Here is a 24,373-nt window from a genome sequence, read left to right as displayed (position 1 = left end):
GGATCGGCGGGGTCGGGCGTCGGCGGGTGGGAGGCGTGCTCGGCGGTGGCGTGCCGGTCCGTTTCGGGGTGGTCGTGCTGGCGGTCGTCCTGGGCGCGTGCGATCATGGGCGAACCATATCCGTAACAAGTGTTGTGTGAATAGGGGTTTCCATGTTCGCGCTCCCGCTGGGGAACGACGCCAGCCTCCGGCCGCTGGAGGTCTGGCACGCCGAGGAGTTCGCCGCGCACCTGGACCGGGCCCGCGAGCACATCCGCCCGTGGGTCGGCCCGGGCTTCGTCACCGACGACCTCGACGGCGCCCGGGCCACCCTCCGCCGGTACGCCGAGCGCCAGGCCGCGGACGGTGCCCGCCTGTACGGCATCTGGCTCGGCGGCACGCTCGTCGGCGGCGTCATGTTCACCGAGTTCGACGCGCGTATGGGGTACTGCGAGGTCGGCTGCTGGCTCGAACCGGGCGCCGAGGGACACGGGCTCGTCACCCGGGCGTGCGCCGTACTGCTCGACTGGGCGCTCGGCACCCGCGGCCTGCACCGCGCCGAGTGGCACTGCCGCGCCGACAACGACCGCAGCGCCGCCGTGGCCCGCCGGCTCGGCATGACCCTGGAGGGCGTACGCCGCGAGTTCTGGCCGTACGACGGCGCCCGGTACGACAAGCAGATCTGGGGTGTCCTCGCGTCCGAGTGGACGAACCCCGGGCGGTAGCCGGCCGGTCAGAAGCCGATCGTGTCGCGGAGCAGCAGGACCGTCCCGCGCCCCGGTACGTGCTCGGCGTTGATGACGAGCAGCCGGTTGACCGCGCTGGGATGCCCGTAAACCCGCATGGCGCGCTCGTTCTCCAGCGGCAGGCAGTGCTCCTCGACCCGGCGCAGCGCCGTCGCCAGGTCGGGTACCACCTTCTGTGCGCCGACGATCCAGATCGCGCGGGCCGCGCCGCCGGCGTACCCGGGGAGTTGGCTTCCGGTGCCGGACGCGATCACCAGCGAGCCGGTCTCGGTGACCGCGTGCACGCTGCCCAGGATGACGTCGGGGCTGGCGAGCAGCCGCCGGATCTCGTCGGCGCCGGTCGCCCGGTCGATCGCCAGTACGCGGGGCTTGACCGCCTCGTACCGGCCGCTGGTGTTGATGTCGTCGTCGATGCCGGACAGCCGCAGCGTCTCGCTGGCGCCGGTGAACACGCTCGCGCCCGCCGGTACCAGGGCCGCGACGCGGCTGCGCGCGGCGGCGACGTCGTCGAGGATCTCGACGGTGAAGCCGTTGGCGGTCAGGGCGCTGGCCGCGCGTTCGAGGCGCTCGGTGGGTGCGCCGTCGGTGTACGGGCGGGCCGGCGTTGGGGTGATCATGATGTGTCCGCGCTTCCTTCGCTGGATGATGTGGTCGTCTCACGGGTACGACACCGCAGGCGCCGGAAGTGTGAGGCGCGGCGCCGACCTCACACTTCGGCCCGCTCGCGTGTCGTACGAGGGGGGCGGACGAGACCGGAGGCGGTAGGCGATGAGCACTCCACCCGCGCGGCGGCCCGATCCGGGCCTGGACGCGGTCATGCGCGAGCGGCGGCAGCTGATCAACCTCGCGTACCGGCTGCTGGGGTCGCTCGCCGAGGCCGAGGACGCCGTCCAGGAGACGTACGCCCGGTGGTACGCGATGTCGCGGCGGCAGCAGGACGCCATCGAGTCGCCCGGTGCGTGGCTGACGACGGTCGCCAGCCGGATCTGCCTCAACCTGCTGCGGTCGGCGCGGGTCCGGCGCGAGACGTACGTGGGGGAGTGGATCCCCGAGCCGCTGCCCGAACGGTCGGAATGGGTCGGCGGCCGGTCGGACGGCCCGGGCGCCGACCCCGCAGACCGCATCACCCTGGACGAATCGGTCAACCTGGCGTTCCTGGTCGTCCTCGACTCGATGACCCCGGCCGAACGCGTCGCGTTCATCCTGCACGACGTGTTCTGCCACTCGTTCGTCGAAGTGGCCGAGATCGTCGGCCGTACCCCGGCCGCGTGCCGCAAGCTCGCGTCCTCGGCCCGGCACCGGCTGCGCGCCGCGCCGGGCCCCTCGCGTACGGCGGCGGAACGGGCCGGCATCGTCCGCGAGTTCAAGGAGGCGTGGGAGGCGAAGGACATCGACGCGCTCATCGGCCTGCTCGACCCGGCCGCGACCGCGACCGCCGACGGTGGTGGCCTCGCCACGACGTTCCTGGAGCCGATCGAGGGCGGCGAGCAGATCGCGTACGCCTGGGTCGAACTCGCCCGCCGGCGCCGCGCCGACACCACCTTCCTGGAACGTACGGTCAACGGCCAGCCGGGTCTGGTCGCGCAGCAGAACGGCGTCACGGTGACGGTGTTCGGGTTCGAGATCGTGGCCGACCGCATCACCCACATCTGGGTGGTACGCAACCCCGAGAAGCTCCGCCAGTGGGCCACCCCCTGACCGCCGGTACGGGTCAGGTGCGGTCCGGTTGCCGCCGCACCCGTCCGTTCGAACATCTCCCTCTCGTACTCGGCGATCGCGGCGGGACGGTCGGTCGGGTGCGCGGCGAGCGCGAGGCCGAGGGCGCGGGTGAGGACGCGCCGCGCGGTCTCGTGGTCGCGGGCGCACCGGTCCCGCGCCCGCATCGCCTCGCGCAGCGCGTCGCGCGCGGCCGTCGCCGTTGCGCTGCGCGGCCAGCGACAGGCCGTCGCCGAGTACCCAGTAGTTGCCGCGGCCGACCATCGCGACAAGGTCGGGGCCCATGCGCCTGTACGGGTACATCGCCAGCAAGGACGAGTTGCTCGACCTGATGGTCGACGCGGTGCACGGCGAGATGCGACCGGCCGGGGACGGCCGGCGCGCGGTGCTCACCTCGCTCGCCGACACGACGCGGCACGCCGTACACCGGCACGAACGGCTCGCCGACCTGATCGGCGGCCGGCCCCAGCTCGGGCCGCACGCGCTCGCCCGCGGCGAGGCCGTACCCGCCGCCATGGACGGGATCGACGTGGCCCCGCTGATACCGCCGGATTGCGGCTGATGTGCCGTTCCGGCACGACCCGGCGCCCCCCGGTACGGCAGAAAACCGTGCCGGGCTGTCGGATCCGGCCCCCGCCGTACGTGGGGATGGTGGAGGGTGGCCGCAGCGGCCGGCCCGGCAGAGGAGGAGTCATGACCGAGTACCTGATCGCGTTCAACGACGAGTGGGTGCCCGACCACACGGACGAGGAACTGCGCGAGAAGGCCAGGGCGACCAGGGCGCTGATCGCGGAGATGAAGGACGCCGGGGTGTTCGTCTTCACCGGCGGACTGGCGAGCGACGCGCCCGTGTTCAGCGTCGACGCGTCGAGCGGCACCCCGCTGTTCACCGACGGCCCGTACGTGGAGTCCAAGGAGCACCTGGGCGGGTTCGCCGTCGTGGACGTACCGGACGAGGCGGCGGCGCGGCTGTGGGCCGGGCGGATCGCGGAGACCTGCGGGTGGCCGCAGGAGGTGCGTCCCTTCATGGGACGCCGGCGGCTGCCGGACACGCCGTGACACCCCGGCGCCCGGACTCCGTCGGCCTGCGGCGTACCGGTGACGGTGCCGTACGCCGAGCCACCACGCGGCCAGCATCGGATTGACGCTGTCCGGGCGGTCGGTGCGGAATCCGGCTGGCGTCAACGGTTCCGGCGGGGTGCCGGCGAGCCAGCGGGGTCGTTCGTGGATCGCCGAGTGGGGCGGCGCGCGGCGCCCGGTCGTGCGGCTCGGGCACCCGCAGCCCGAACCGCCGGTTCGCGGCGATGCAGTCCGCGGCGCCCAGGTCCGGCCGTCACCACCACCTGACCGGCACCGCGCCGTGTCAGGGGTCGCGTCAGCGCGCTGGCCGTGCCGTGTCAGTACGGGCGGCGATCGTCGTGGGCGTCAAGGACGAACACGAACGCAGGAGTTGAGCACGATGCAGCGTTTCACCACGCCGGCCGCGATCACCGTCAACCTGGACGTTCCGGCGGGCCGGATCCTGTTCACCGCAACGGAGCGCGCCGACACCACCGTCGAGGTACGCCCGGCGGACGCGTCGAAGAACCGTGACGTGAAGCTGGCCGACAACACGACCGTGGAGTACGCGGAGGGGGCGGTGCGGATCCGGTCGGTGGCGAAGAAGGCCAGCCAGATCCTGGGCCCGTCCGGTGCGGTCGAGGTGACCGTGCAGCTGCCGGCCGGCTCGACGGTGGAGGCGACCACCGCGAGCGCGGAGTTCCGTACCGTCGGGCCGCTGGGCGAGGTCGTCTACACCAGCGCGCACGGCCCGATCGCGCTCGGCGAGGTCGCGGCGGCCCGGATCACCAGCTCCGCCAGCGACATCACGATCGGCCGGCTGACCGGCCCGGCCGAGGTGCGTACCAGCAGCGGCGACATCACCATCGAGGAGGCGGTCCGGGGCAGCGTGGTCCTGCGTACCGACGCGGGCAGCGTGTCGGTCGGCGCGGCCGCCGGCGTGTCCGCCTCGCTGGACGCGGGCAGCGCGCACGGCCGGATCAGGAACTCGCTGACCAACACCGACGGCGCGAACGCCGCGCTGAACGTGCACGCCACCACGGCCCACGGCGACATCACCGCCCACAGCCTCTGAGTACGAAGGGCGCCGATCCCCGGGGTTCGGCGCCCTTCGCGTACGCGGTCAGGGGTGGCGGAGCGGGGCGAGGCCGTGCACCAGCGCGGTGAGGCCGACGGCGAACTCGTGGTCGGGGCCGAGCTTGGCGACCTGTGCCGCGAGGTCGAGGAGGTGGGCGGATTCGGCGGACGGCGCGTCGCCGTCGGGGAACCGGATCGCGCCACCGTCGCGGGCGGTCTGCTGTTCGAGCGTCGCGCCGATCGTGTACCGGGAGACCGCGACGTACGCCAGGATCGCGTCGGCGCCGGTGAACCCGTGCGCCTCCAGGAACGACACCTGCGCGACCGCGTTCGCCAGCTGGGGTGCCCGGGGGCCGGCGAGGGCCAGCAGCCGGGCACCGTCGCGTACGGCGAGCATCGCGCGGCGCAGGCTCTGCGCGTACCGGACGAGCAGGTCGCGCCAGTCGTCGCCGGGGTGCGGCAGCCGTTCGGTGTGGTGCCGGTCGAGCACCTCGGCGGCGACGGCGGCCAGGATCTCGCTCTTGTCCCGGAAATGGTGGTACAGCGCCGGTTGCGCCACGCCGAGCCGCGCGGCGACGGCGTGCAGCGACAGCTTGTCCAGGCCCCGCTCGTCGAGTACGGCGATCGAGGCGGCCACGATCGCGCCGCGGTCCGTCCGTCGCTGCTGGGGCACCACCGCACCGTACCCGGGAGTACCCGGGTCGGCGAAGGTTATCGGTGATAAGCTTCGCCTCGCCCGGTAGTCGTGACGAAGGAGTGGCCGATGGCCGGCGAGGACGCCTGGAGCGGGGTCGTCGTGAAGAAGTCCCGCGCCATGTACGACGGCGCGAACCTCTACCGCAAGCTCGACGTACGACTCGACGGCGGCGACGTCCGGAACGTCAAGGTCGCGCGCGACCTGTGGAAACAGCTGGAGGTCGGCGACCGGGTCGTCAAGGAGGCCGGCGCGGACCCCCGCCGCGGCTGATATCCGCGGGGTGGCAGGGCGTTTCGGGAGCGTGCGACGATCGCGCGCATGACGCCCGACTCGCAGCCCGTCGACCACGTCCGGCTGCTCGCCGGGCACAAGGCCGACGGCCGCCCCGTGTACGAGGTGCTGCCGGCCACGCCGCGCGGACCCGGCGTGGTCGTCCTGGCCGGCAGCCCGGGTCTGGTGCTGGGGTGCGCCGCCGGCGACGTACTGCGGGTCGACGACGACGGCGGGTTCGAGGTCGTCGAACCGGGCGCGAACCTCTGCGTGCAGGCGTTCCGCGACGAGCGCTTCACGCCGGAGTCGTTCGGCGCGCTCCAGGAGGCGGTCGCCGCCCTGGGCGGTGTCGCCGAGGCGCCCGCGGACCTGCGGTTCATCGTGGTCACCGTCGAGCGCGCCGCCGGCCTCGCCGCCGTCGCCCGGGTGATGGACTCGTGGGCGGCCGGCGTCGACGACACGACCTGGTGGTACGGCAACGTCGAGGACCCGTCCTGACTCCGGATCCGGCTCAGCAGCACGGAACGCGGCCGAAGCCGGCCGGTTCCCGCAGCCTCGGTGGATGGCGATCGAGGTCGTGTTCGAGACGCACGCGCTGAGCGAGGACAACGAGCGGGGCGTCGCCACCGGCTGGCTGCCCGGACGGCTGTCCGAGCGTGGCCGGGTCAACGCCGCCGACCTCGGCCGGCGGCGACGCGACGACGGCATCAGCGCGGTGTTCAGCTCCGACCTGCGTCGCGCGGCGGAGACGGCGCGGATCGCGTTCGCCGACACCGACATCCCCGTCCTGTACGACTGGCGCCTGCGCGAATGCGACTTCGGTACGCGCAACGGGTCACCGGCGGCCGAGGTCAAGGAGGATCGCCTGGACTTCTGCGATCGTCGGTATCCGGGCGGGGAGAGTCACGCCGAGGCGGTCGCGCGGGTGGCGCGGTTCCTCGCCGACCTGCCGACCAGGTGGGCCGGGCGGCGCGTCCTGCTGATCGGGCACCTGGCCACGTACCGGGCGCTGGAGCACGTGACCACCGGGCGCGGCGTACGGGACCTGGTCGCGGAGGCGTTCGAGTGGCGTGCCGAGGGCTGGGAGTACCGGCTGGGTTGACTCGCCGGGCGCCGCGCTGGGGCGGCACCCGGCCGAGTTCGGCGTCACGACAGCAGTTCCACGTACCCGTCGGTGCCGTGCACGCGGATCCGTTGCCCGTCAACGATCAGCCGGGTGGCGTCGACGACACCCACCACGGCCGGCAGCCCGTACTCCCGGGCGATCACCGCGCCGTGTGTCATCAGCCCGCCGACCTCGGTGACCAGGCCGGCGACGGCGACGAACAGCGGCGTCCAGCTGGGGTCGGTGTGCGTGGTGACGAGGATGTCGCCGGGTTCGAGGTCGGCCTGCGCCATGTCGAGTACGACGCGGGCGCGGCCCTCGACGGTCCCGGCGGACACCGGCAGCCCGGCGAGCGCACCGTCCGGCACGTCGTCCCGCCGGTACGAACCGGCGACGACCTCGCCGTCCGAGGTGAGTACCCGGGGTGGCGTGAGCGCCTGGTACGACGCGAACTCCGCCCGGCGCCGGTCGATCAGCGCGCGGTCCACCCGGCCGGTGCGTACGACGTCGTGCAGTTCGTCGAACCGCAGGAAGTGGGCGTCGTCGGGGGAGTCGAGCACGCCGCGGTCCACCAGCCGCGCGGCCTCGCCCGACAACGCCTGCTTGTACAGGAAGTACCGGCTGATCATGTGGTACTTGGGGTGCTCGCGGTAGCCGCTGAACGTGCGGACCCGGTCGATCATCCGCCTGGTCTCGGCGGCCTTCGCCTCCCCGCCGGGCAGGGTGCGCAGCCGCGTCAGCACGTCGCGTTCCTTGGCCTCCGCCGCACGCCGTCCCTCGTCGAAGCGGCGCGCGCCGGCGCCCGGCTCGAAGTTCGCGATGTTGCCCAGGATCAGCGGTACGAGCATGCCCGGACGTTCGGCCCAGCGCGGCCGGGTGATGTCGATCTCGCCGACGCAGCGCATCCCGTACCGGTCCAGCCAGCCCTCGATCGCTTGGCGCGCAACGGTTCCACCCTCGACGTCGGCAAGTCGCGCGAGTACGAGGTCGTCCCCGGCGTCGCGCAGGAACCCCACCACCTCCGGGTACGGGCGGATCGCGTCGGCGACGTCCACGAGCGCCAGGCCCATCTCCGCGGTCACGTTGTTCGGGACGGACTGGGTGAGCGTGTCGGCCACGTTCGGCTCGCCCAGCCATTCCCGGAGGTGGTCGTTGAGCCACCACGCGGCCTGCATCCCCGCCATGATGACCTGCATGCTGCGCGGCCGGGACTGGATCCGGCGCAGTTTCTGGATGTCCGCGCGGATGGCGTCGAACAGGTCGGGCCCGGACTTCGTCCGAAGCTCGCGGCGTGCCGCGTCGAGCGACGCGCGGCTGGTGTCGATGAGGTCGGTGACGATGGCCGGGTCGGTCTCGACCGGTTTGGCGGCGCCACCGCCCGGCGGCGTCCACGCGGGACCGTCGTCCGGTACCGGCGCGACGACGTCACCGCGGTCGAGCAGCGTGCGCAGCGCGTCCCCGATCAACGGATCCGAGCGGCCCAAAGCGTCCAGCAGCCCGGTACGGCTCGCCGGCGCGGCCAGCATCGGCGTCACGTCCACGAACAGCCGCCCGCCGGCCTCGGCCATCGGCCGGGGCGTCGTCATCTGCCAGAACGACAGCCCGAGCGGCGTCATCGCGTCGGTCATCATCTGCTGGTGGCCGACGGAGACGTACACGTGGGTGGTGTCGTCGTCGGTCCCGGGTACGGGGAACAGCGTCGTGATCGGCCGGCTCTGCACGATCCGGAACCCGTCGCCGGTCAGGCACCACTCGATGTCCTGCGGACGGCCGAAGCGCGCGGCGATCCGCCGCCCGAGCCGTACCAGCTGGCGCACCTGCGCGTCGGTGAGCGACGGCCGGGACCGCCGTCCGGGGTCGACCGGCACGTCCCCGGTCCCGCCGGACGGCACGGCCTCGATGGCGAACCGTTTGGTACCAACGGTTCTGGTGACGATCGCGTCGTCGCGTACGGTCCACACGTCCGGGTCCACGCGGCCGGACACCAGGGCCTCGCCGAGACCGTAGCTCGCCTCCACCGAGGCGACCTTACGGTTCGAGGTGACCGGGTCGGCGGTGAACAGGATCCCGGCGGCTTCCGGGACCACCATCCGCTGCACGACCACGGCCATGTGCACCGCCCGATGGTCGATCCCGGCACGCTGCCGGTACGCCACGGCTCGCTCGGTGAACAGCGACGCCCAGCACCGGCCGACGTGCCGCAGCACCTCGCCCACACCCACGACGTTCAGGTACGTGTCCTGCTGACCGGCGAACGACGCGGTCGGCAGGTCCTCCGCCGTGGCGCTGGACCGTACGGCACAGGCGGTGTCGCTGCCGAGTCCGGCCAGCGCGTCCGTGATCGCGGCAGCCAGGTCGTCCGGGATCGCGACATCCTCGATGGTGCGGCGGATCTCCGCGCTGAGCGTACGGACCGCCGCCCGGTCGTCCGGTGCCACGCAGGCCAGCTCGTCGAGTCGCTCGTCGATCCCCGGTACCTCCGCCACGACCCGGCGGAAAGCGGCCGTCGTCACGCAGAAGCCGTCCGGCACCAGTACGCCGTCGATCCGGGTCAGCTCACCCAGCTGCGCGCCCTTGCCCCCCGCGTCCGCGATCCACGTCCGGTCGATCTCCCGCAGACCCACCACGTACTGCTCGCCCACTGCACACCCTTCCCGGTGTTCGCTCGCCCCGCCCCGCTGTGCGGCCGATGCCGTACCGGCCGGATTCGGTTGCCCCGCAACGGGACCACCCGGTCGTACGGCGCGCTCCGCCGTGCTGTTACCCGTACTTCCGTTGTCCTGCAAGGGATCTGGCCCGACCCTGGTCGTGTCGGCAGCCGTTCGTACGTCAGCCACAGGTTCCCCGTTCCCGCGGGTTCTTGCCCGCGGCCGACGATTCTGCGGCATGACCCCGGTCTTGCCGCAAGCCCCCCACTCTGCTATAGCTTAAGAATGGGAGGGGGTACGCACTCCCATTCCCCGGCATCGCCCGCGTCGGCTTGATGCCCCTCACAAACTCGCACGCACCCGATCCGCACGGATACGCGTCGCGCACGCCCGCCGTACTGCCCCGGACCTCGCGGGCACGGGCCGCCACTTGTTCGCGGAAGGTGTCGAGGACCGTGCGCGGGATGGCCGTCACCGCAGGCGGCGGTCGTCAGGAACTGCCCCGCGTGCGTGCGAGTGCCGGTGGTACGGGCATCGGGCGTGCACCGGACGAGTGCGACGGTCGGCCGCGAGGTGCCGTCGCCGGCGAAGGCGGGGTTCGTCCAGACGGCGCCGGAGACGTTCGCCGCGGGCGCCCGGACCGTCGCGGCGCGGAGTCCTTCCGCATGTCGATCGTCTGCATCTCGGCGACCGGGAACCGTTGCGCCGCAAGGGAACGGTCCGCGCGGTGCCGCGTCAGCCGGTCACGGCGCGACCATTACTGCCAGCGCCGCGCGGTCGGCCACCGCCCGGTAGCCGGCGGGACGCCGTCGAGATCGACCGTACGGTGGCCGTAGATCAGCGCGGATGGCGGTGCGGTCTCCCCGCATCGTCGGGTGTCGAGCGCCGTCAGTCCTCCGGGATGACCCGCGCGAACATCTCGGTACGGGCCACGTCCGGGTCGGGGCCGTGGCGTACTCCGGTGTCGAGCGCGTCGAGGGCCGCGATCTGCTCGGCCGTCAGGGCGAAGTCGAAGATCCGGAAGTTCTCGGCGATGCGCCCCGGGTTGGTGGATTTCGGGATGGCGGAACGGCCGTGCTGGATCTGCCAGCGCAGCATCACCTGCGCGGGTGTCTTGTCGTGTTCGGCGGCGATCCGGGTGATGGTGGGGTCTTCGAGGGCGTTCCGGCGGTGGTCGCCGAAACCGGGGTAGAAGGTGATGCCGCCGATCGGCGACCACGCCTGGGTGAGGATGCCGTGCTCGGCGTCCGCCCGCTGGACGTCCGGCTGGGCGAAGTACGGGTGCAGTTCGATCTGGTTCACCGCCGGTACGATCTCGGTCCGCCGCAGCAGCTCGTCGAGGTGGTGGCGCATGAAGTTGCTGACCCCGATCGCGCGTACCGTCCCGTCGGCCAGCAGCCGCTCCAGCGCCCGGTACGCGTCGACGGTCTGGTCGAACCGGTCCGGGGCGGGCTGGTGCAGGATGAGCAGATCCAGCTGGTCGACGCCGAGCTTGCGGGTCGCCTTGTCGAAGGCGTGCAGCGTCCGGTCGTAGCCGTAGTCGCTGACCCACACCTTCGTCTCGACGAACACCTCGCTCCGGTCGACGCCCGAGCGCCGGATGCCCTCACCCACCTGCCGTTCGTTGCCGTACGCGGCGGCGGTGTCGATGTGGCGGTAGCCGACCTGGAGCGCGGTCTCGACGGCGGCCGCGGTCTCCTCCGGCGGGCTCTGGAACACGCCGAGCCCGAGCGCCGGCATCGTGACACCGTTGTTGAGCTGGAGTTCCGGGGTTGTGACGGTCATGCGTCCGAGGTTAGGAGCCACCCGGCCGCCCTGGGGGGTAACACCTGTACCTCCCCGGAACGATCGCCCGCGCCTACCGTGGACGGCGTGGACACCGCACAGCACCGCGCCCAGGTGCGGGACTTCCTGACCTCCCGGCGCGAGCGGATCACCCCCGACCAGGCCGGCCTGCCCGCGTACGGTGGCGGCACCCGGCGCGTCAAGGGCCTGCGCCGGGAGGAGGTCGCCCTGCTCGCCGGTGTCAGCGTCGACTACTACGTACGGATGGAGCGCGGGAACCTGGCCGGCGCCTCCGACGCGGTACTCGACGGCCTCGCGTCCGCGCTGCACCTCGACGAGGCCGAGCGCGAGCACCTGTACGCCCTCGCCCGTACGGCCGGCCGAGCCACCGACCGCCGCCGGCGTCCCGCCACCACCTCGGTACGCCCGGCCATCCACCAGGTACTCGACGCGATCGCCGACGCGCCCGCCTGGGTACGCAACGGCCGGCACGACATCCTCGCGGCGAACCCGCTCGCCCGCGCCCTGTACGCGCCGGTCCTCGACTCGGCGGTGTCCGGCGCGACGAGCCGGCGCCCGGGCAACACCGCCCGCTTCCTGTACCTCGATCGGGCCGCGTCGGACTTCTTCGTCGACCACGACCGGGTGGCGCAGGACGCGGGCGGCGCGCTGCGGCTGGAAGCCGGCCGCAACCCGTACGACAAGGACCTCATCGCGCTCATCGGCGAGCTTTCCACCCAGAGCGACCTGTTCCGCCAGCACTGGGCGTCGCAGAACGTCACGTTCCACTACAGCGGCCGTAAGCGACTGCGGCATCCCGCCGTCGGCGAACTCGACCTCAACTTCGAGTCGATGCAGCTGGCGTCCGAACCGGACCTGCGCCTGAACATCTACACCGCCGATCCCGGTAGCCCGACCGCCGACGGGTTGACGTTGCTGGCGACCTGGGCGGCCACCGTCGGCTCCGCCAGCCGCTAGGTGCGTTCGGACCGCGTCGAGACGCCGTCCCGCGCGGCCATGGGCGCCGCCGTGGCACCGGAGCACACCCGGCCACGAACGGCGCCCGCTCCGCCCGGCCCGCCGATCCGCGGTTGGCCGCGCCGAGCTGGATGAGCGGTGTCGGCAGCGGGTGAGCCGTGGGTGGTGCCGCGCATCGCCGCCGTCGACCAGCAGCACCACCACGCCGCCGCAAGGGTGGAAACCCGGTACGGCCGACCTCGGGCGACCCGTCAGGTGACGCCCGACCGGAAACTCCGCCGGTACGCCGTCGGCGAGGTCCGTACGTGCCGGGCGAAGTGCTGGCGCATCGCCACCGCGGTGCCGAACCCGCAGTACCGGGAGATCTGCTCGACGGACAGGTCGGTGGTCTCCAGCAGCTCCTGGGCGCGGTGGATCCGTTGCCGCAGCAGCCATTGCAGCGGCGTGGTGCCGGTCTGTTCCCGGAACCTGCGGTGCACGGTGCGCGCGCTGGTGCCCACGTGCGACGCGATGTCCGCCAGGCTCACCGGTGTGTCGAGGCGCTGCCGCAGCCACCGCATCGTCGGTTCGAGCGAGCCGCGGTCACCCGGCTCCGGATGCGCCACGTACGGTGCCTGGCCGCCGTCGCGTTGCGGCGGCACGACCAGGTGCCGGGCGACGTCGGCGGCGACCGCGGACCCGAAGTCGCGGCGGATCATGTGCAGGCACAGGTCGAGGCCGCTGGCCGCGCCGGCCGCGGTGAGCAGGCCACCGTCGTCGACGAAGAGTACGTCGGGGTCGACCCGGATCCGCGGGTACCGTGCGGCGAGGGTGTGCGCGCGCGACCAGTGGGTCGCCGCCCGGCGGCCGTCCAGCAGCCCGGACGCGGCGAGCACGCGGGTACCGCCGGAGCTGACGGCGGCGATCCGCACGCCCCGCCGGTACGCCTCGCGCAGCAGGTCCAGCGCCTCGGCCGGCGGTTCCCGCCCGGTGCCGACGCCGACGACCACGATGCTGTCCGCGTCCAGCGCGTCCGCCAGCGGGTACGGCGGCGTGTGCCGGTACATCTCGGTGCCGCCGACGGCGGTGACGGCCAGGTCGCGGCCGTCGCCGCACACCCGTACGTCGTAGAGCGGCGGCCCGAACAGCGTGTCCGGTTCGGTCGCGGGCGCGTGCGCGGTGCTGAACACCTGGAGCGGCACCGACAGGTCGAAGCTGTGTACCCCGTCGAACACGAGCACTGCCAGCCGGTGCATGACGGCAATCTATCGGAGATCGGCGTTTCCGCCGCTGGTCCCGGGCTCACGGCGGCGGAGACGATGGGCACATGCCGTACGCCGCGCCGTTGTCCGTCGACGCCGTACGCGACCTGCGGTGCATCCTCGCCGTCCAGGGCCTGCGCGCCTTCGGGTACGGCTTCGGCAGCGTCCTGCTCGGGTCCGCGCTGGCGGCCGACGGGCTGTCCGCCACCCGGGTCGGCGCCGTGTTCGCCGCGATGCTCGCCGGGATGGCCGGCTCCTCGCTGCTCGCCGCCAGGTACGCGGACCGGTTCGGCCGGCGCCGCAGCTACGTCGCGCTGCTGGTGGTGATGGCGGTCGCCGCCGCGGTGTTCGCCCTGACCGACTCGTTCCCGCTGCTGGTGCTCGCCGCGCTGAGCGGCACGCTGTCCACCGACCCCAACGAGTCCGGGCCGGTCACCACGCTCGAACAGGCGATGATCGGCACCGCGCCGGCGCCCGACCGCATCCGCGTCTTCGGCCGGTACAACGCGGTCGCGTACCTGAGCGGGTCGCTCGGGGCGCTGCTCGCCGGCGGGCCCGAGGCGCTGCGCGGAGTGTGGCCGCACGTGCCGGCCGGCCAGCGGTGGCTGCTCGTCCTGTCCGCGTCGGCGCTCCTCGCCGCGCTCGTCGCGACCCGGCTCACCGGTGCCGTGGAACCGTTGGTACGACACGGATCCCGCGGGCGCCTGGTCCGCTCCCGCCCCACCGTACGGCGGCTCGCCGCGCTGTTCGCCGTCGACGCGTTCGCCGGCGGCTTCGTCGTCCAGTCGTTCCTCGTGTACTGGCTCGCCCGCGAGTACGGGGCGTCGCCGCAGTCGATGGGTGTCGTGTTCTTCGCCGCCGGGCTGCTCCAGGCCGCGTCCAGCGTGCTGGCCGGCCGGCTCGGCGCGCGGCTGGGACTGCTCAACACGATGGTGTTCACCCACCTGCCGGCCAACCTGCTCCTCGCCGCGATCCCTTGTGCCCCAACGCTTCCGATCGCGGTCGCGCTGCTGCTGGCCCGCGCCGCGCTGTCCCAGATGGACGTTCCCGCCCGCCAGGCGTACGTGGTGACGATGGTCGACCCCGGCGAGCGCGTCACCGCCGCCGCCTACACCAACATCGCCCGGTACGCCGCGCGCCCGGTCGCGCCGCTCGCCGCCGCCGCCCTGCTGCAGCTCGGCTGGATCGGGCTGCCCTTCGTACTCGCCGGCGGGCTGCGGATCGCCTACGACCTGACCCTGTACGCCCTCTTCCGGCATGCCCGGCCGGCGGCGGCCGACGACGGATCACCCGAATGAGGGCGCCGCGGTAACCCGACGACCGGAGTTTCCGAAGTATCCAGCAGCCAGGTGTCACCGACCGTGCCCACCCCGGGGCCGGTCCGCTGCCCCGCCGTACGTGCGTGGCGACGGACCGCGGTCGGTGGCGGCGCTGGGAGAGCTACCACGTACGGGTGACATTCGGCCGTTCCGGCACCCGCTCGGATCCGTCGTCCCACGGTGGGAGCTATTCGGCGTTCCTGGCCTGGACGTGTCCCATTGGGCCGATTGGTATCGCGGGGGAGCCATGGACAGCAGTGTCGTTGAGGCGAACGTGCGGGTCTGCGCGACCTGCAAGAAGCCGGTACGAGCCCTGGACCGTGCCGAGTACACACCGCAACGTGCCGTACTGATCGTCGAGCGTGGCCTGTGCATGTGCGCCACGACTCCGGAGGAGAAGAAGCCGCCGGCGGCGGAGACGAAGAAGCCGGCGCGCGCCACCCGGTCGCGGACCACCACCACCCGGCGGCGGCGCACCGCGGACACCGCCAGCACCTGACCGCGGCGGCCGGAACGTCGTCGCGACCGGGGGCCACGACTCCGGACGACGCTGGCGGTCGTCCCGGTGTCCGGGGTGACCGCTGCGCTGCACACCGCGCCCAGAGCCCGGCCGGTCTGGCGCGCTCACCGGTGTCGGCGCGCTGGCCGCGCCGTTCCTCGGCGTCGTACTCGCCGGCCGACCGGCGTCACGGCGGCGAACCGACCGTCGCGACCAGCCGGGCGAACCGGTCGTACGTGGCGGCGGGTTTCCTTGAGCCCCAAGCGATCTGGGCCAGGGCGCGGAGCGGATCCCCGATCCGGTCGGCGACGTGGCGTTCGGTCACGTCGTTGTCGGTGTCCGACCAGATCGCCAGCTGCGCGCCGCGCAGGCGCGGGCTGTCGGCCGGGATGCGCTGCCCGCCGCTGAACCGGTGGACGGCGAACTCCTCGTAGATGGTCGCCGGATCCGGGTAGGCGTCGTTGTCGGTGTCGCCGTACAGGACGTCGGAGTTGCAGTTGACCAGCGAGTACCCCTGGGCGTCGAGATCGGCGGCGGTGGGCGCGGCCGAGCCGTACCAGTGGTCGATGGTGACGGTGCGGTCGACCGCGACGGTGCCGTCGGGGACGAGCTGGTCGTTCCAGATCCTGGGCCGCCTGCCGTGCGCGCGCAGGTGGTCGCCGAGCCAGTTCACGAAGCCGTACTCCAAGTCGCGGGCGCCGGCGTCCGGCCCGAAACGGCTCCGCGCGGCCGATTCCAGCTGGGGGAAAGCCGCCAGGTCCGCGGTGGACAGCCACTCGTCGGCGCCGATGCTCCACTCCGGCCCCGGAAACAGCTCCAGGTACTCGTCGAGGAACGACCGCGCCAGCCCGCACGCGGCGTCCCACTGCGACAGGTCGAGGCTCAGGTACCCGTTCGCCCGGCGCAGCGCCAACTCCGGGTACCGGCGCAGGATCGGGTTCATGTGCCCGGGCATGTCGATCTCCGGGACGACCGTCACGTGCCGGTCCGCGGCGTACGACACCAGCTCCGCCATCTCCCGGCGCGTGTAGTGCCGCGCGGCCACCACGTCCGGCCGGCCCGCGCACTCGATCCGGTACGCCTGCGTGTCGGTCAGATGCAGGTGCAGCGACGTGTACTTGAGCCACGCCAGCTCCCGGATCAGCCACTTGAGAAAGTCCACGGAGTAGTACTTGCGCGCCACGTCGAGCACGACCCCACGCTCCGGGTACGCGGGCGCGTCGGTGCCGCTGCCGCCCGGAACGGTCCGGCCCTGGCGGAGCAGCTGCGCCACCGTCCGCGTGCCGTGGAAGACGGCCGCGTCGGTCGCACCGCTGACGGTGAGCACACCCCGCACATCCAGCCGGTACGCCCGCGCGGGCAGCCCGCGGTCCCACGAGAGCCGGATGTCCCCGTCGTCCGGCGATCCGGTGGCGACCGTCGCGTGGACACCGGTCAGCGCCCGTACGTCGGCGGCGAGCAGCGTGGCGGTTCGTGCCAGTGCACCGCTGGCGACGACGATCCTCGGGGTACGGCCGAGCGTGAAGTCCGCGGAACCCGCCGTCCACTGCGCCAGCGCCGGGATGACGGCCGGAACCCTTGCGGCGGAACGGATCCGGGACACCGCCGCCACGCCGCCGACCCCGGCGACGACGGCACCCGCACCCAGCACACCGAGGAACCGTCGCCGACCGCTGACGAACGCCGGTGGTCGGCTGCGCGCAGACATCGTCGCGGTTCTCCGTCCTGTCGGCACACACCGGCTCGGCGAACGAACCTAGCAGCGCGTTCCCGGTACGCCATCGGCAGAACTGACCACCTCGCCGACCGGCGGGTCGATCAGGGACCGTCGACGATGGCCGACGGATCGCGGACTCGCGACCGAGGGCCGGCGTCAGCGGGCCACGAGACCGCCCGGATGTCCGAGCTGACGTGGCTGCGCGGTACCCGGTTGGGGCGGGGCCGGCTGAGCCCACCTCGCCCGGGGTTTCCGCTGCGCCGGGGCGGTGTGGAGCAGCCTGGTCGTCAACGCGACGAGGTGTCGTCGTTCGATGGGGGTACTGTCGCCGGCGAGCTGTTCCAGCCGCGTGATGATCGCCCGATGCGCCCGTACGCCCAGGGCGAGGCCCTTCGCGGTCAGCGCGATCCTGCAGGCCCGCCGATCGTGCGCATCGGGTGTGCGGGTGACGAGTCCGCGGCGTTCGATCCGGTCCACCAGGCCGCTGAGACTCGACTTCTCCAGGTGCAGCGCGGCGCACAGGTCGCGCATGCCGACCGGCCCCGGTGCGAGCCGGCAGAGTAGCTGCACCTGCTGCGGGGACAGCCCGTGTGCGCGGCTGACCTCGGCGAACACGCGGTTGACCAGGTGCGCCAGGCGGACCAGCGCAGTGCCCAGATCCAGTTCCTCGTCCGGTCCGTTCATCGCCGTCGTCCTTCCTGCCGCCCCCCGTCGTAGCCCGGTTGACACGGTGATCGTAAGGCGAACCGCCGTCGCGACAGTGGAAACCGTGCGCTGTACGAACGAACTGGCGGGCGACACGTCGCCCACGGTGACGTCGCCGCGCTGAACGCGGGTGGTACGGCGGCGTCCTACGTGCGGACCTCGCCGGCGGGTACCGCGGTGATGACGGTGTCCAGCAGCCGGCGGGACGTGGTGAGGTCGTCGATGGCGTGGTCGATCCTGTCGCGTTCGCGGCGCAGCTGCGCGATCAGGTCCGGGCAGGTCGGTACCAGCCGCTCGCCTTCCTCGCGGATGCACGGCAGTACCGAGGCGATCGTCGCCGTGGGCAGCCCGGCGGCGAGCAGGCCACGGATCCGCCGGACCACGTCCACATCGGACACCAGGTACTCCCGGTAGCCGCTCGGACGGCGCCGTGGCCGGAGCAGCCCCTGCTCCTCGTAGTAGCGCAGCAGCCGCTGGCTGACCCCGCTGCGCCGGGACAACTCACCGATCCTGATGGTCTGCGTCGGCATGCGACTCCCACCACACAACGTTGACTCTCACATCCGTGTGAGACTTTACGGTCCGCCGTATGGACACCGCAACGACCGCACCCGTCCGGCCCACCGCGGCCGGCCGTACGCCCCTGATCCTTGCCGGCTTCCTGCTGTGCATCTTCGCGGTCGGCACGGCCGAACTCCTGGTGGGCGGCCTGCTGCCGCAGATCGCGACCGCCGTGCACGTCTCCGTGGCCCGCGCCGGCCAGCTCGTCACCGCGTACGCCCTCGGCGTGGTGGTCGGCGGCCCGCTGATCACCGTGCTCACCGCGCGGACGCCCCGCAAGCCCCTGGTACTCGGCCTCGTCGCGGTGTTCGTCGCCGGCAGCCTGATCAGCGCGGCGAGCTCCTCGTACTGGCTGCTCGGGGCCGGTCGGGTGCTGGCCGCGCTGTCGCAGGGGACGCTGTTCGCGGTGGCCATGGTGGTGGTCACGACCGTCGTGTCGCCCGAGCGCGCCGGCCGCGCCATCGCCGTCGTCGTCTCCGGGCTGACCCTCGCCACCGTGCTCGGCGTACCGCTGGGCGCACTGCTCGGGCACGCTTTCGGTTGGCGTACACCGTTTCTGGCCGTCGCGGTCCTCGCCGCGGCCGGTGGCGCCGTCCTGGCCGTCGCCATGCCGCGTACGCCCGCGCCGGTCACCAGCGCCCGGTCCGAACTGGCGGTGTTGCGTCGCCGCCCGGTCGTCGTCGCCATCGCCACCACCGCGGTCGGCTTCGCCGGCGTCGGCACCGTACTGACGTACCTCGTGCCGCTGCTGACGCGGGTCAGCGGCTTCTCCGCCGGCGTGGTGTCCGTGCTGCTGCTCGCGTACGGTGCCGGCAGCCTCGTGGGCAACCTCGTCGCCGGCCGGCTGACCGACGTGTCACCGACCATGACCGTACGGATCGTGTTTCTCGGACTGACCGGGATCCTCGCGGCCCTGCCGTTCCTGGCCCCGTGGCGCCCCGCCGCCGTCGCCGCGGTACTCCTCTTCGGGCTCCTCGCGACCGCGACGATCGCACCCCTGCAGGGCCTGATCCTCCGGTACGCGGCGGACGCACCCACGCTGTCGGTCGCGGTCAACGTCAGCGGGTTCAACCTGGCCAACGCCCTCGGCTCGGCGCTCGGTGGCGGCCTCGTCGCCGCCGGTGCGCTGCGCTGGAACGGCCTGGCCGGTGCCCTGCTCGCCCTCGCGGGACTCGGCCTGTCCTGGCTCGCCCGACCCCGTTCGGCCTGACGTTCCGATCCCGGCCGTCGCACGTACATCGGCTCCGTCAGCGCGTTCGCTGGCGGAGCCGGTCCGGTTCCGATGGCGCGGGAGCGCCCGCGGTCTAGCGACGGGAAGCCCGGTGCCGGCCGCGGAAGCCCGCGGGCCGCCCCTCCTCGGTACTGGCCGGGCCGAGTGCGGCCGACAGTGCAGCCCTCGCGTCCACGGCGACGGCCACGATCGTGCTGGCAACCCTGTTCATGTCACTCCTCATCCGACCGGGTACGGCACGAGTCTGCCGCCGCGCCTCGCCGGCTCGGGCCGTCCCGCCGCCCTCTGGCACGAACCCGGGACACCGTCACCACAGGTCGACCACCCGGCGACGGAACGCGCACCTCCACGAGCGCGATCGCGTACGTGCCAAGGGTTCCCGACGCCCTCCGTACGCGTCGGCCGAGGAGCAGGAAGCGTCACGACGCGGCCGAATTGGGTAATTGTGTCGTGCACAACGCCCGCACGTTCCCGCGACGATAGGGACGCGACGGCGGTCCCGCGACGATTCGATGGATCCGACCACAAAAGCACGCGCCGGTACTCCTCGCGCTCGTCCCTCGTCGCGTCGTCCGTGGCTGGCTCGGGACTGCACCCCCGACGCCGTCAGGACCGTGTCGGCACAGCGAAACCCAGACCAGAGCCCGGCACAGTACGGGCATCGAGCGGGAGTGAACCATGGCGGACGGCGACGGCGGAGACAGCGGCGGCGCGTGCGGTGGCGGCGACAGCGGTCAGAGCGGCGGCTCGTGCGGCGACGGTGGCGATGGCGGTGCGGGTGGCCAGGGTGGCGGCGACGGCGGGGGTGCCGGCGGGAGCGGTGGTGCCGGCGGTCAGGGTGGCGGTGACGGTGGTGCGGGCGCCCAGGGTGGCGGTGACGGTGGTGCAGGCGCCCAGGGTGGCGGTGACGGAGGTGCCGGCGGTCAGGGTGGCAGCGATGGCGGGGATGGTGGCGGTGACAGCGGTGCCGGGGGCCAGGGCAGCGACAGCGGAGGTGCCGACGGGAGCGGTGGTGATGGGGGCCAGGGCGGCGGCGATGGCGGTGCTGGGGGCCAGGGCAGCGATGGCGGTCAAGGTGGCGGCGCAGGGGGCGACGGAGGCGGCGACCAAGGTGGCGGCAACAGCGGAGACGGCGGCCAGGATGGCAGTGATGCCGACGGCGGCGACGGCGGCCAGAGCGGCGGTGACGCCGATGGCGGCGACAGCGGTGACAGCAGCCACGGTGACGACAGCGGTGTAGGCGGCAGCGACGGCGAGGCCGGCGAAGCGAGCGACGACAGCAACGAGAGCGCCGACGGCACCAGCGACGACGCCGGTACGGACGACGGCGGTGACGGCACCAGCGACGACGCCGGTACGGACGATGGTGGCGTGGCGGACGCGCAGGGCCAGCCGGGTGCCGCGGACGCGAGCGTGGCGGACTCGTACTCGATTGACACGCGGGCGGTGAGCGAGACGACGGGGACCATCGGCTCGTTGCTGTCGCACACGGCGGACGTGATCGGCGGGATGGTCGGCGCGGTGCCGGACGGCGCGGTGTTCGGCGGGATCGGACGGGCGGTCGCGTCGGCGAGCCAGGCGTTGAGCGACAGCCAGGTGAGCGCGCTCGATCAGGTACGCCAGGCGCTGGAGCACGTGAACCGGGGCATCGACGCGAGCAACCTGGGGTACCAGCAGGTGGATCAGGCGGTGGCGGCGGGGTTCGGCGCGGTCGTGGGCGCGCAGCCGGCCGCGGCGGCCGAGCAGCCGGCGACCGCGCCCGCGGCGGACATGACGACCGACCGGGAGCTGCGGGACCAGTTGGCGGCGGACGAGGGCAACGAGCAGCACGTGTACACGGACACCGAGGGGCACCCGTCGGTCGGCATCGGGTTCAACCTCGACCGGGCGGATGCGCGCTCGCGGCTGGCCGCGGTCGGCGCCGATTACACCGCGGTACGCAACGGGACGCAGGACCTGACGGCGGACCAGGTGAACCGGTTGTTCAGTCACGACGTGGGTACCGCGGTCGACACGGCGCGCGACTACTACGCGGGGTTCGACCAGTTGGACGCGGCGCGCCAGCGGACGTTGACGAACATGGCGTTCAACCTGGGTGCCGCGCGGCTCGGCGGGTTCCACCAGTTGCACGACGTGCTGGCGAACGGCGACTGGAACGCGGCGGCGGACGCGATGCAGGACTCCCGCTGGGCGCGCCAGGTCCCGAACCGCGCCGACCGGCTGATCGACCACATGCGTACGGGGCAGTAGCGGGACAAGGGAACCGTGGCCCGCAAGGCTTCCGCGAGACGATGGGGGTGGTGCGCGGGGTGCCCGCCGTCGACGGCTGTCGTAACCACGGGTCGTCTGCGCGTGGCCCCGTCGTACGACAGCATCGCGCTCGTGGCCGACAGGGAACTGCCGTCGGGGCGAGCCGGGTCGTGGCACCGCATGGTGTTCCGCCGGCAAGGGTGTCGCGGTGGAAGGCGAGCGCGGCGCGGGCGCGCGCAGTGGAGCGCACCGACGCGTGCCACGCTGGTCCCGGCGTTGCCGACGGCGGTGCCGCAACCGGAACCCACCGAGTACGTGTCGCCGGGCGGGAGTGACGGCAACAGCGGTCTGTCACCCGCGCAGGTGTGGACGCGCCCGGACGAACCGTACTGGGTCACGGTCGGGGTTGGCGCGCAGCCGGGGGTCGACGAGCTGGGGAGCCGTGCCACCGCGGGCGGCACGACCAACCTCCGCTTCCCGGAACTGATACGACTCGCCGTCGCGCACGTCGGTCGCCGCGCCGCCGGACGACCGTGACCGATCCGGCGTACACGGGGATGGTGGGGTGTCAGGGGTGGAACAGTCGCCACTGACCCTCGGAGACGACCCGGGCGGTACCGTCGACCACGCTGACCGCGGACTCGTCGTCGAGCGCGTACGTCGGGACCGGGATCCGGGCGGCCCACTTCTCCGCGTTGGTCAGGGACGCGTCCGGGTGCTGCGGATGGTCCAGGTGTGGGATGACCGCGAAGTCGACGAGCCCCGCGCCCCGCGCAGTGACGAGCAGCCGTTCGACGTCGCCCTGCGGCGTCGTGAAGACGACCTTCTCCGACTCCAGCGGCCCGTCCGTGCCCCGCGGCGGTTCGGTGTACGTCTCGACGAAGGTCCCGGTCGCGGCGATGCTGCCGCCACTGACCCCCACGTACACGGAGTCGGGGCGCAGGGTGGGCAGGAGCGCGGTCAGGCCGGAGCGCCGCATCCAGGTGGCGAGGAACAGCGGGTCGCCGCCCCAGAAGAGGAGCGCGTCGGCGTCCCGGACGGTCGGCACCCACGCGGACTCGTCGATGCTCGGCAGCGCCGTGAGTTCCAGGATTCCCAACGACTTCCAGCCCAGTCCGGCCAGCGGGGACGGGGCCTGGCCGCTGATGGCGCGCCACGCCATGCCGGGGCCGCCGGGGAACGGGTAGATCGCGGTGGGGACGATCAGCGCGTTCGACTCGGCGACCGGCTTGCCCAGCAGGTCGACGAGCGCGCCGTGGATGCTGCCGTTCGTGATCCCGGACGAGGTGAGGAGCGCTCGCATGGTCCCGCCTTCCTGAGTCGGTGCCGCCGGGCGCGCGCAACCGTTGGTACGCCTCGGATGTGCCGCCGGCCGGGCGTACGTGATGCTAGCGCGGCCCCGGCCCGTGCGGCGCCTGTCGTCCACATCGGACGGTGCGGGCCCACCGGTCGCCGACAGGATTCGCCGCTCATGTCGGGTGCAATGTAGACATCTTGCGCACCGTACGCCCGGCGCGGGATGCTGGTCGTCCCGATGCCGGCCCCAGCCCCGGAGGCGCCCGATGACCCGGATCCCCTTGGTACGACTCGGATCGCTGCTCGCGTGCGCCGCCCTGCTCGCCCTCCTACCGCCGGCCCCGGCGCACGCCGCAGTCGGTCCGGTCCACGTCATGACGTGGAACGCCTGCGGCAACGACCCGAAACCCGCCGCCGGCGCGCCCGACCCGTGCACCAACAGCCGCAACACCACCAACACCGCCGGTACCATCTCGTGGCACATGAAGAACCACTACGTCGACGGCTCGCTCGTCGTCGTCGACGCCGTACTCCTCCAGGAGGTGTGCGAGGCGGACGTCGCGCGGTTGCGGACGTTCGACTGGCTGGCCGGGTGGTCCTGGGCGTTCGCGCCGATCACGCAGCGGATGGCGGGCACCCAGGCCGTCGCGCCGAAGGTCTGCCGGCCGGACGACGACACCGGCGCGAGCCGCGGGTACTTCGGCGTCGCGATCGGCGTCGACCGCGCCACCACGTTCCGCGCGCCGTACTACTACCGCGCCCACCCGTCCGGCACCGACCAGTGGGGCAACGACTACCAGCACCGGGTCCTGTTGTGCGGCACCGTGTCCGCGTGGTCGGCGACCATCTGCGACACCCACCTCAGCCCGGTACAGGACAACGACGCGGACGGCAGTGTCCGCGCCGCGCAGGTACGCGAGATGCTGGCGCAGGCGGGGACCGGCCGGGTGCTGGTCGGCGGCGACCTCAACACGGTGCCGCCCGACAGCCCCACCGGCGCCGGTGACGCCAGCCCGCTCGCCCCGCTCTACACCGCGTACGACGAGGCCGACGGGTCACGGTACGCCGACCGCGACGGCGAGGGCACGTTCCAGCAACCGGACGGCGGGCGGCTCAAGCTGGACTACCTGTTCACCACCCGGGGCGCGACCCAGACCTGCGACGTCACCGACAACGCCGTACTCTCCTCCGACCACCGCCCGCTCGTCGACGTCGTCACCTGGTAGCCGCGGTCGGCTCGCCGACGGGGGACCGCGCGGCGCGACGCGTACCCCCCGGACGGGGTGGGGCCAGCGCCGCGGAGTGGTACCCGCGCGCGGGTCGACGGCCAGCCGCCAGCGGTGTCGTGAGCGCGGCCCGGTGGCCCGGCGGACGCGACATCGACGCGGGGCGGATCCCTTGCGGTACAACGGAAATCCGCGCCGGTACGGGGTGTCTCGTGGACCGCGCGGCGCCGGGTACCGTGCGATGCCTGTTGGGACGGGCGCTCCTGGC

General features: G+C 73.0%; 24 protein-coding genes. 14 read left to right on the top strand and 10 right to left on the bottom strand.

From position 1 onward, the window contains the following. Positions 1 to 152: 152 nt before the first annotated feature. Positions 153 to 704 (top strand): GNAT family N-acetyltransferase, encoded by a 552-nt coding sequence (locus Aru02nite_RS27855; protein ID WP_203662599.1) that lies wholly within the window; start codon positions 153 to 155, stop codon positions 702 to 704. Between the two features lie 8 nt (positions 705 to 712). On the opposite strand, the gene Aru02nite_RS27850 is transcribed toward Aru02nite_RS27855, so the two are convergent. Continuing rightward, positions 713 to 1,342, bottom strand: coding sequence for an LUD domain-containing protein (locus tag Aru02nite_RS27850; protein WP_203662597.1), 630 nt, complete (start codon positions 1,340 to 1,342; stop codon positions 713 to 715). 151 nt (positions 1,343 to 1,493) lie between these two features. On the opposite strand from Aru02nite_RS27850, the gene sigJ reads away from it, so the two are divergent. The 4 genes from sigJ (at position 1,494) to Aru02nite_RS27830 (ending at position 4,575) form a co-directional block, all read left to right on the top strand. After that, the gene (gene sigJ / locus Aru02nite_RS27845) at positions 1,494 to 2,423 is read left to right on the top strand and encodes an RNA polymerase sigma factor SigJ (protein ID WP_239076994.1); all 930 of its coding nucleotides are present in this window, start codon (positions 1,494 to 1,496) and stop codon (positions 2,421 to 2,423) included. A gap of 301 nt (positions 2,424 to 2,724) precedes the next feature. Continuing rightward, positions 2,725 to 3,003, top strand: coding sequence for a hypothetical protein (locus tag Aru02nite_RS27840; protein WP_203662595.1), 279 nt, complete (start codon positions 2,725 to 2,727; stop codon positions 3,001 to 3,003). A 131-nt stretch (positions 3,004 to 3,134) separates the two neighbouring features. Next, complete coding sequence (locus Aru02nite_RS27835) at positions 3,135 to 3,500, top strand: YciI family protein (RefSeq protein WP_203662593.1); 366 nt, start codon at positions 3,135 to 3,137, stop codon at positions 3,498 to 3,500. Positions 3,501 to 3,900: 400 nt separating this feature from the next. Beyond that, positions 3,901 to 4,575, top strand: a complete 675-nt coding sequence (locus tag Aru02nite_RS27830; RefSeq protein WP_203662591.1) for a DUF4097 family beta strand repeat-containing protein — start codon at positions 3,901 to 3,903, stop codon at positions 4,573 to 4,575. A gap of 48 nt (positions 4,576 to 4,623) precedes the next feature. Here the strand turns inward: Aru02nite_RS27830 and Aru02nite_RS27825 are convergent, their stop codons facing one another. Further along, entirely contained in the window at positions 4,624 to 5,250 is a 627-nt protein-coding gene (locus Aru02nite_RS27825) for a TetR/AcrR family transcriptional regulator C-terminal domain-containing protein (protein ID WP_203662589.1), read from the bottom strand. Positions 5,251 to 5,340: 90 nt separating this feature from the next. Here Aru02nite_RS27825 and Aru02nite_RS27820 point away from each other — a divergent pair, with 90 nt between their 5' ends. The 3 genes from Aru02nite_RS27820 (at position 5,341) to Aru02nite_RS27810 (ending at position 6,646) form a co-directional block, all read left to right on the top strand. Beyond that, the gene (locus Aru02nite_RS27820) at positions 5,341 to 5,544 is read left to right on the top strand and encodes a DUF7489 domain-containing protein (protein WP_203662588.1); all 204 of its coding nucleotides are present in this window, start codon (positions 5,341 to 5,343) and stop codon (positions 5,542 to 5,544) included. 48 nt (positions 5,545 to 5,592) lie between these two features. After that, positions 5,593 to 6,042 carry a DUF4265 domain-containing protein gene (locus tag Aru02nite_RS27815; protein WP_203662587.1) on the top strand — a complete coding sequence of 150 codons (450 nt, stop codon included), beginning with the start codon at positions 5,593 to 5,595 and terminating at the stop codon, positions 6,040 to 6,042. A gap of 64 nt (positions 6,043 to 6,106) precedes the next feature. Beyond that, on the top strand, positions 6,107 to 6,646 hold the full coding sequence (locus Aru02nite_RS27810; RefSeq protein ID WP_203662586.1) for a histidine phosphatase family protein: 540 nt from the start codon (positions 6,107 to 6,109) through the stop codon (positions 6,644 to 6,646). A 44-nt stretch (positions 6,647 to 6,690) separates the two neighbouring features. Here the strand turns inward: Aru02nite_RS27810 and rph are convergent, their stop codons facing one another. Continuing rightward, positions 6,691 to 9,291, bottom strand: a complete 2,601-nt coding sequence (gene rph, locus Aru02nite_RS27805) for a rifamycin-inactivating phosphotransferase (RefSeq protein WP_203662585.1) — start codon at positions 9,289 to 9,291, stop codon at positions 6,691 to 6,693. A gap of 894 nt (positions 9,292 to 10,185) precedes the next feature. Beyond that, positions 10,186 to 11,082: an aldo/keto reductase gene (locus Aru02nite_RS27800; RefSeq protein ID WP_203662584.1), complete on the bottom strand. Its 897-nt coding sequence runs from the start codon at positions 11,080 to 11,082 to the stop codon at positions 10,186 to 10,188. 87 nt (positions 11,083 to 11,169) lie between these two features. Between Aru02nite_RS27800 and Aru02nite_RS27795 the strand changes: the two genes are divergently transcribed. Beyond that, positions 11,170 to 12,060 (top strand): helix-turn-helix domain-containing protein, encoded by an 891-nt coding sequence (locus Aru02nite_RS27795; RefSeq protein WP_239076993.1) that lies wholly within the window; start codon positions 11,170 to 11,172, stop codon positions 12,058 to 12,060. Between the two features lie 251 nt (positions 12,061 to 12,311). On the opposite strand, the gene Aru02nite_RS27790 is transcribed toward Aru02nite_RS27795, so the two are convergent. Then, a complete protein-coding gene (locus Aru02nite_RS27790) occupies positions 12,312 to 13,295 on the bottom strand; it encodes a GlxA family transcriptional regulator (RefSeq protein WP_203662582.1) in 984 nt (327 codons plus the stop codon). Positions 13,296 to 13,366: 71 nt separating this feature from the next. On the opposite strand from Aru02nite_RS27790, the gene Aru02nite_RS27785 reads away from it, so the two are divergent. After that, positions 13,367 to 14,599, top strand: coding sequence for an MFS transporter (locus Aru02nite_RS27785; RefSeq protein WP_203662581.1), 1,233 nt, complete (start codon positions 13,367 to 13,369; stop codon positions 14,597 to 14,599). Between the two features lie 268 nt (positions 14,600 to 14,867). Next, a complete protein-coding gene (locus tag Aru02nite_RS27780) occupies positions 14,868 to 15,119 on the top strand; it encodes a hypothetical protein (protein ID WP_203662580.1) in 252 nt (83 codons plus the stop codon). A gap of 187 nt (positions 15,120 to 15,306) precedes the next feature. Here Aru02nite_RS27780 and Aru02nite_RS27775 read toward each other — a convergent pair whose 3' ends face one another. The 3 genes from Aru02nite_RS27775 to Aru02nite_RS27765 all read right to left on the bottom strand — a co-directional run bounded on the left by Aru02nite_RS27775 (position 15,307) and on the right by Aru02nite_RS27765 (position 18,071). Continuing rightward, positions 15,307 to 16,827 (bottom strand): beta-N-acetylhexosaminidase, encoded by a 1,521-nt coding sequence (locus tag Aru02nite_RS27775; RefSeq protein WP_203662579.1) that lies wholly within the window; start codon positions 16,825 to 16,827, stop codon positions 15,307 to 15,309. Between the two features lie 165 nt (positions 16,828 to 16,992). Continuing rightward, a complete protein-coding gene (locus tag Aru02nite_RS27770) occupies positions 16,993 to 17,520 on the bottom strand; it encodes a MarR family winged helix-turn-helix transcriptional regulator (RefSeq protein ID WP_203662578.1) in 528 nt (175 codons plus the stop codon). Between the two features lie 167 nt (positions 17,521 to 17,687). Beyond that, positions 17,688 to 18,071 (bottom strand): MerR family transcriptional regulator, encoded by a 384-nt coding sequence (locus Aru02nite_RS27765; protein WP_239076992.1) that lies wholly within the window; start codon positions 18,069 to 18,071, stop codon positions 17,688 to 17,690. A 59-nt stretch (positions 18,072 to 18,130) separates the two neighbouring features. On the opposite strand from Aru02nite_RS27765, the gene Aru02nite_RS27760 reads away from it, so the two are divergent. Next, a complete protein-coding gene (locus tag Aru02nite_RS27760; RefSeq protein ID WP_203662577.1) occupies positions 18,131 to 19,312 on the top strand; it encodes an MFS transporter in 1,182 nt (393 codons plus the stop codon). 627 nt (positions 19,313 to 19,939) lie between these two features. On the opposite strand, the gene Aru02nite_RS27755 is transcribed toward Aru02nite_RS27760, so the two are convergent. Beyond that, the gene (locus tag Aru02nite_RS27755; protein WP_203662575.1) at positions 19,940 to 20,554 is read right to left on the bottom strand and encodes a hypothetical protein; all 615 of its coding nucleotides are present in this window, start codon (positions 20,552 to 20,554) and stop codon (positions 19,940 to 19,942) included. Between the two features lie 150 nt (positions 20,555 to 20,704). On the opposite strand from Aru02nite_RS27755, the gene Aru02nite_RS27750 reads away from it, so the two are divergent. Next, a complete protein-coding gene (locus tag Aru02nite_RS27750; protein WP_203662573.1) occupies positions 20,705 to 21,583 on the top strand; it encodes a glycoside hydrolase family protein in 879 nt (292 codons plus the stop codon). A 568-nt stretch (positions 21,584 to 22,151) separates the two neighbouring features. Here Aru02nite_RS27750 and Aru02nite_RS27745 read toward each other — a convergent pair. Beyond that, complete coding sequence (locus Aru02nite_RS27745) at positions 22,152 to 22,886, bottom strand: Type 1 glutamine amidotransferase-like domain-containing protein (RefSeq protein ID WP_203662571.1); 735 nt, start codon at positions 22,884 to 22,886, stop codon at positions 22,152 to 22,154. Positions 22,887 to 23,145: 259 nt separating this feature from the next. Here Aru02nite_RS27745 and Aru02nite_RS27740 point away from each other — a divergent pair, with 259 nt between their 5' ends. After that, positions 23,146 to 24,105, top strand: a complete 960-nt coding sequence (locus Aru02nite_RS27740; RefSeq protein WP_203662569.1) for an endonuclease/exonuclease/phosphatase family protein — start codon at positions 23,146 to 23,148, stop codon at positions 24,103 to 24,105. The last annotated feature ends 268 nt before the right edge of the window (positions 24,106 to 24,373 follow it).

Source organism: Actinocatenispora rupis (genome assembly GCF_016861975.1).
Classification (GTDB): domain Bacteria; phylum Actinomycetota; class Actinomycetes; order Mycobacteriales; family Micromonosporaceae; genus Actinocatenispora; species Actinocatenispora rupis.
The sequence above is the reverse complement of the archived record's forward strand: the minus strand, read 5'-3'. Positions and strand labels throughout refer to the sequence as shown.